4 protein-coding genes, 1 tRNA gene and 1 pseudogene are annotated in these 6365 nt (G+C 65.3%); 1 reads left to right on the forward strand and 5 read right to left on the reverse strand.

Annotation, left to right across the window (positions count from 1 at the left end; all coding sequences use genetic code 11):
• Positions 1–369: pseudogene (locus E5W70_RS07540) on the reverse strand (hypothetical protein); the annotation flags it as partial.
• A gap of 353 nt (positions 370–722) precedes the next feature.
• Here E5W70_RS07540 and E5W70_RS07545 point away from each other — a divergent pair.
• Positions 723–798, forward strand: a tRNA-Thr gene (locus E5W70_RS07545).
• Positions 799–1005: 207 nt separating this feature from the next.
• Here E5W70_RS07545 and E5W70_RS07550 read toward each other — a convergent pair.
• The 4 genes from E5W70_RS07550 to E5W70_RS07565 all read right to left on the reverse strand — a co-directional run.
• Entirely contained in the window at positions 1006–2595 is a 1590-nt protein-coding gene (locus E5W70_RS07550) for an indolepyruvate oxidoreductase subunit beta family protein (protein ID WP_292655985.1), read from the reverse strand.
• A complete protein-coding gene (locus E5W70_RS07555; protein WP_292655988.1) occupies positions 2588–4741 on the reverse strand; it encodes an indolepyruvate ferredoxin oxidoreductase subunit alpha in 2154 nt (717 codons plus the stop codon). Before E5W70_RS07555 ends, E5W70_RS07550 begins: the two co-directional genes overlap by 8 nt.
• Positions 4742–4785: 44 nt before the next feature.
• Positions 4786–5265, reverse strand: a complete 480-nt coding sequence (locus tag E5W70_RS07560) for a MarR family transcriptional regulator (protein ID WP_292655990.1) — start codon at positions 5263–5265, stop codon at positions 4786–4788.
• Positions 5265–6365, reverse strand: a 1101-nt coding sequence (locus tag E5W70_RS07565) for an NAD(P)/FAD-dependent oxidoreductase (RefSeq protein ID WP_292655992.1), incomplete at its 5' end; no start/stop codon positions are given. The genes E5W70_RS07560 and E5W70_RS07565, both read right to left, overlap by 1 nt.

Raw genomic sequence — 6365 nt, forward strand, 5'->3', positions numbered from 1 at the left:
GGACCAGGCGCGCGACCGGGGCGCATCGGATTCGGGCGGCTGCGCCGGACCGTCAACCACCACGTCAGTCGACGGCGCGGGCTCGGCTTCGGCTTCAGCCGGAGGCTCCACCTCCGGTGCTGTCTTCAAACTGTCGGTCGGCGCGGCGACGTCGGCAACCGCCGGCAGGAATTCCGATTCGATTTCGGTGATCTTCGCCTGGACCGCCTTGCGGCGCTTGATGGCGACTTCCACGGTGACGTTTGGATTGGCCTGCAGGGCGCGGTCGAGTGCCGCGAAAGCCGATCGATAGACCCGCTCGCGAAACGCCCGGTCGTCGGCATTGCCTTTCTCGAAGGCATTGCGGATCGCTTTTTCGATCGCGTCCAAGCGAATTCCCTCTGCAATTTCACTCACATTGTCATGATCGTTAGCCGCAGGCGACCAATCAATCAACAAGCGAGCGGCCGCATTCTGCCTTGCCGAGGGATACAAAGCCCATTTCGGTGGTTTTCGGTAAAGGAATCAACATTTTTCGCTGATTTTCCGGTCACGCGCCAATGTGGCGGTCGCGCGGCCTGCCGATGCGGCGTCACCCGGCCTATGGCGGATCGGCGCGGCCGCTGCCTTGCGCCCGAACGGAGGCGGCACGAATTACCTCGTCCTGAAATCGCGGCTGCCATCTTGAATTCGCGGCCGGTTGCGTCTATCACGCAGCCCATCTTGGAAGCTCGGCTTCCCGGGCCGCTTTAGCTCAGTTGGTAGAGCACATCATTCGTAATGATGGGGTCGCGTGTTCGAGTCACGCAAGCGGCACCAACAATTTGCCAGTGTTTAGAATTGCTTCCCCGCAGCGCATCCAGCGCCAAACAGGTTTGGGCCCGGCACGCTGCGCTGGCCCGGACTGTCCGACTTCAGATAGTCTCGAACAACCGCCGCTTGTTCGCGACGCGCTGCTCCGACGCAGGGCTAGCCGCAACCCGTCTCGGCGACAGACTGAGTTGCAGCCGGGGTTGAACGAGCGCCTCAGCTCGGCGAGGTGTCGCCCAGCGACGCCACCGTCTTCAGCGCGCCGTCTAGCATGTCGCCCTTTTCGTCCTTCAGCGCGGCTTCGCGCAGGCGCCGGATCCAGTCTGCGGCGTCCGGGCGGCCCTTGACCAGGTCGAGCGCCGACAGCACTCGGTCGAATTTCGACTGCGCGCGGGCGTGGGTATCGCTGTAGCCTTTGATCAGCCGGCGGCAGTTGAGAATCTCCGTGCCAAGCGCGTAGTCCTGGCCGACTTGGCCCAGCGCCAGCGCATACCAGCGCTCGAGATGCGCGGTCTCGACCTTGTGGCGCAGCAGGCGGCGGCGCCAGCGGCGCAGACCGCCGATGAACCACAATGCGGCAAAGCCGGCAAAACTGTCGGTGCGGATATGACGGCCGCGGTTGATGCGGCGGTCGAGGAAGGCGGCGAGCTTCGGCCGGCTTTCGATGTAGCTGCCGAGCCCGGCCGGCAGCGTGCCGCAGAATTCCTCGATGCGCGGATGGAAATATTCAGTCACCTGCAGGACCGAGCCGTCCTTGACGCCGACCTCGCGGCGTACGCGTCGGTCGCGGCTAGAGCGCGTCTTCAGGTCGGCGACGCGGATCATGTCGTCGTAGCACATGGCGTTGGCCAGATGCTTGGCGGCGGCGATCGACAGCGCGTAGGCGTGTTCGGCATCGTCCAGAGCGACGGCCCGGTCGAACCTGTCGAGATACTCGCCGCCATAAGCAATGTCCTGATAGTCGACGACTTTTTTCAGGCCGCGAAGCGCCATGTCGCGCGCGGGTACAGGCAGCGTGGCGACGCGTGCTGCCAATTGTTGCCAGCCCTTCAACAGGCTTTCCGGGCCGCTGACTTCTGTCGCCGCGCCCGAGCTGGTTTCAGCGGCCGCCGGCTGTTCAGTCTTGTCGCCCGAAGGCGCACTCGCGATGCCGCGCGCCCGATCATAGGCGGCGCCGAAGGCGGCGAGGCTTGCTTTGACGCCGCGGCCGCCGGCACTGACCGCCTGCTCGTAGCTCTCGTGTGTGAATGGCAAGGCATCGGAGCCGGCCAGCGCGCCGAGCAGGCTGGCCGAGATCATCGAGCCGTTGTCGGCCGCGATCTTCTCCATGTCGAAGGCGATGAAGCGCTTGGCCGCGGCTTCCGCCGTGGCATGCACCTTCGAGGACGAGGCGCGGCCGTCGCCGGGCTCGATCTTCTCCGAGACCGCGGCGATGCGGTGCGACGAGGCGATCAGCGTGGTGCGCTCCGGAGTGACGAAGCCGCGGATGATGGCGCGGCCGGCCTCCATCAGTTCGGCGGCAATCAGGATGTCGACGTCGCCTTGCGACGGCGACAGCGCAAAGACCGGCAGGCGGCCGGTGTCGCGGCACATCTCGACGTAATAGATGGTGGCGCCGGTGCGCTGGGCAACGCCGGCGACCGAGGTCGATTGCGCGACATAGCCGTTGCGCTCGGCGACGTCGGTGATCCAGTCGGCCAGCACGCCGCCGCCCTGGCCGCCGACTGCCAGCACGGCAAGCTTGATGACGCGCTCGTCGTCCGGCGCGCCGGCCTTGGAACGGGCTGATGGAACAGCGTCAAGCATCGGCGAATATCAGGCGCCGGCTTTCACGGCGTCGCTGCAAAAGGCCGATCGTGGCGCGCCGAGCGGCTTCAAGGAAACGATCCCAGCGGCTCGGATTATGCACCACATCGGCGCGGTAGAAGGACGGGCACAGCACCGCCGCGTCGGCGACCTCGCCGCAATTGCCGCAACCGACGCAGCTCTGGTCGATATGCGCCACCGGATCGTCGCGCAACGGATCGTCCAGCGACTTCACCGATAGCGACGGGCAGCCGGACAGCCGCATGCAGGCGTGATCGCCGGTGCAGATATCCTCGTCGACGCCGAATTTCGGCTTGACCATCCTTGTCCCCCCCTTGATCGCCTTGTCGACCAAGGGCTTTTCGCGGCGCTGCCGGTTGAGCATGCATTCGGACGAGGCGACGATGACCTTCGGGCCCTTCTCGTCCGTCGTCAGCGCTTCACGCAGCGTGTCTTGCATCTTGGTTACGTCGTAGGTGCGGTCGATGTGGCGCAGCCATTTGACGCCCATGCCCTTCACCGCCTCGGTGATCGGGTGCTTGGTCGACTTGGTCTTGTTGCCGGCGCGGGATGACAGGATGTCCTGCCCTCCGGTCGCGGCCGAATAGAAATTGTCGACGATGACGATGACGCCGTCGTTCTTGTTGAACACGGCATTGCCGACAGAGGAGGTCAGGCCGTTGTGCCAGAAGCCGCCGTCGCCGACGAAGGAAATCGAGCGGCGCTTGGCATCGGGCGAATTGAACGCCGAGGCGGAAGCCGGCCCCAGCCCGTAGCCCATGGTGGTGGCGCCGAGCTCGAAAGGCGGCATGATCGAGAACAGGTGGCAGCCTATGTCGGAGGCGATGTGGTGCTTGCCCAACTCCTGCTCGACCAGCTTGGTGGCGGCGAAGATCGGCCGCTCCGGGCAGCCGACGCAGAAGCCGGGCGGACGGCCCGGGACGACATTGATCAGGTCGGCGGTGTCGAGCCCGTCGCCGATCTTGTTCGGGGCGCGGACTTCGCTTGGCAGCAGATGTGGGATGGTGGCGCGCAGGAACGATCCGATGCCGTCGAGCATCACCTGGCCGGTGTATTCGCCGGCCATCGGCAGATGCTCCTTGCCAACGAGCTTGGTGCCGCGCCCGGCCTTGTGCAGCATCGCGGCAAAGGCCTGCTCGATGTAGTTTGGCTGGCCTTCCTCGACGACGAGAACGGCGTCCTTGCCTTCGCAGAAAGACAGGAACTCGTCATCGACCAGCGGGTATACGGCGTTCAGCACATAGAGCGGCACGTCAGTGTCGCCATAGGTGTCGGCGAGGCCGAGCCGCTGCAGCGCCCGGATGACCGAATTGTACATGCCGCCCTGCATGACGATGCCGACCGAGCCGTGCTCCGGGCCGAAGAATTCGTTGATCCTATTGGTGCGGATGAAATCCACCGCCGCCGGCCAGCGTTTCTGCACCTTCTCCTTCTCGTGCAGGAAGGACGCGGGCGGCAGCACGATGCGGCCGGTGTCGCGGCGCGGCGCATCGAGTGCGTCGGCCACCGTCATCGCCGGGCGCTTGTTGTCCTTGGCGATGAAATGGCCATGGACATGGCAGCAGCGGATGCGGACCTGCAGCATGACCGGCGTGTTGGAAACCTCGGACAGCTCGAAGCCGTCCTCCACCGCCTTGACGATCGACGGCAGGTTCGGTCGCGGGTCGAGCAGCCAGACCTGGCTTTTCATGGCGAAGGCGTGGCTGCGCTCCTGCATGATCGAGGAGCCTTCGCCATAATCCTCGCCGACGATGATCAATGCACCGCCGGTGACGCCGCCGGAAGCGAGATTGGCGAGCGCGTCGGAGGCGACATTGGTGCCGACTGTCGACTTGAAGGTCGCCGCACCGCGGATCGGATAATGCACCGACGCGGCCAGCATGGCGGTGGCGGTCGCTTCCGAGGCGCTCGCCTCGAAATGCACGCCGAGCTCGCCCAGGATGTCCTGCGCGTCGGCCAGCACGTCCATCAAATGGCTGATCGGCGCGCCCTGATAGCCGCCGACATAGCCGACGCCGCATTGCAGCAGCGCCTTGGTGATGGCGAGAATGCCTTCGCCGGAAAACTCCTCGCCGGCGCCGAGCCTGAGCTTCTCGACTTCCTTGGCAAAAGACCGTTCGGCCATTTTGGGCTCCTTCCGTTGCCGCCGGGATCTGGCGGCGCGTAAGATCAGATGTCGTGCTTGCGAATGTTCTTCAGCATCTTCTGCAATGTCGCGATCAGCGCCGCGTACTCGGCGTCATCGACATCGTCGAACATCGTCTCGAAAGCGTCGTGCATGGCTGGCCAGGCGCGCGCGAATTCAGCGCGGCCATCGTCGGTCAGGAACACATGGCGGATGCGGCTGTCGGTGACCCCCTGCTCGCGCCGCACAAACCCTTGTCCCTCCAGCGTGTCGAGCGTCCGGCTCAAGGTCGACTGCTCGATGACAGTATAGACCGAGAGATCGTTGACGGTGACGCCATCGGTGACCGACAGGACGGCCAGCGTCCTCACCTGCGGAATGGTCAGGCCCTGCTTGCGGAAATTGTCGCGCAAGGTGGCATTGTAGCGGCCCATGATGCGGTTCATCAGATAGGGCGCGAATTGCTGCAGGCCGATCTGGCCCAAAGTCGAGATGCGCTGGCGCTTTTCAACCTTCTGTTCCATCACAGCCTCCCCGCCAGGAGAAAGCCGGAGCCGCCGCCCAGCCCGGCGCCGGGATGGGTCGAGGCGCCGATATGGTAGAGACCCCTGACTCCGGTGGCGTGATTGCGGCTCGTCTTGAACGGCCGCCACAGGAACGACTGGTCAATAGTCGAGGAGCCGCCATAGGGATCGCCGCCCACCAGATTGATGTTCATCGCTTCCAGGTCGGCCGGCGAATAGGCGCGACGTGCGATGACGCTGTCCTTGAATCCTTCGATATGACTGGCAAGGATGGCTTCGGCACGGTCGGCATAGGCTTCGCGCAGCGCCTCGGTCCAGCGGCCGTCCGCAGGTGTTTGCAGTTTGCCGGCGGCATCGCCCTTGATATGCCGTGGCGCCTCGGGCAGTTGCAGCCACAGGATCGACTTGCCGTCTGGACAGCGCGACTGGTCGAGCGCGTGCGGCTGGCCGACGCAGATGGTCGGCACCTCCGGCAGCATGCCGCGCACGGCCTCGTTGCAGGCCTTCGACACGCCGTCGAGCCCTGGCGTCAGATGCAGCAGCGCGACCTTGTCCAGGCCCTCGCCGCGCCATGCCGGCGGCTTGTCCAAGGCATAGTGGATCTGGAAATTGCCCTTGCCGTAGCGGTATTTTTGCGCTGCCTCGACGTCGGCTTTCGAAACCGCGCCGCCGAGCAGCCGCCCGTAAAGCTGGGTCGGCGTGACCGAGCAGATGACGCTCTTGTTCGCCGTGACCGTCTCGCCCGAAGCCAGCCGCACACCGGTGGCGCGGCCTCCGCTTTGGACGATGGAGGCAACGTCCCCTTCAGTGCGGATCACACCGCCGCGCTCCTTGATCAGCGCTTCGAACGCGGACAGCAGATTTCTGGCACCGCCCTTGACGATCGGCGCGCCGGCCGCTTCAAGCGCGAAGGCGATGACCTTGGCGATCTGGCCGGAGAACGCATCTTCGGGCCCGAGGCCGGCATGCAGCACCCAGGGGGCCCAGAGCGCGCGCATGATTTCCGACTGGTAGGTGCTTTCCAGCCAACCGCGCGCCGGCACCAACGCGCTGCCGAGAAAGGCGGCAAGGCCACGCGGGCCGCGCCGCCAGGCTTCGCC

This window comes from Mesorhizobium sp. (assembly GCF_005063415.1).
GTDB lineage: Bacteria > Pseudomonadota > Alphaproteobacteria > Rhizobiales > Rhizobiaceae > Mesorhizobium.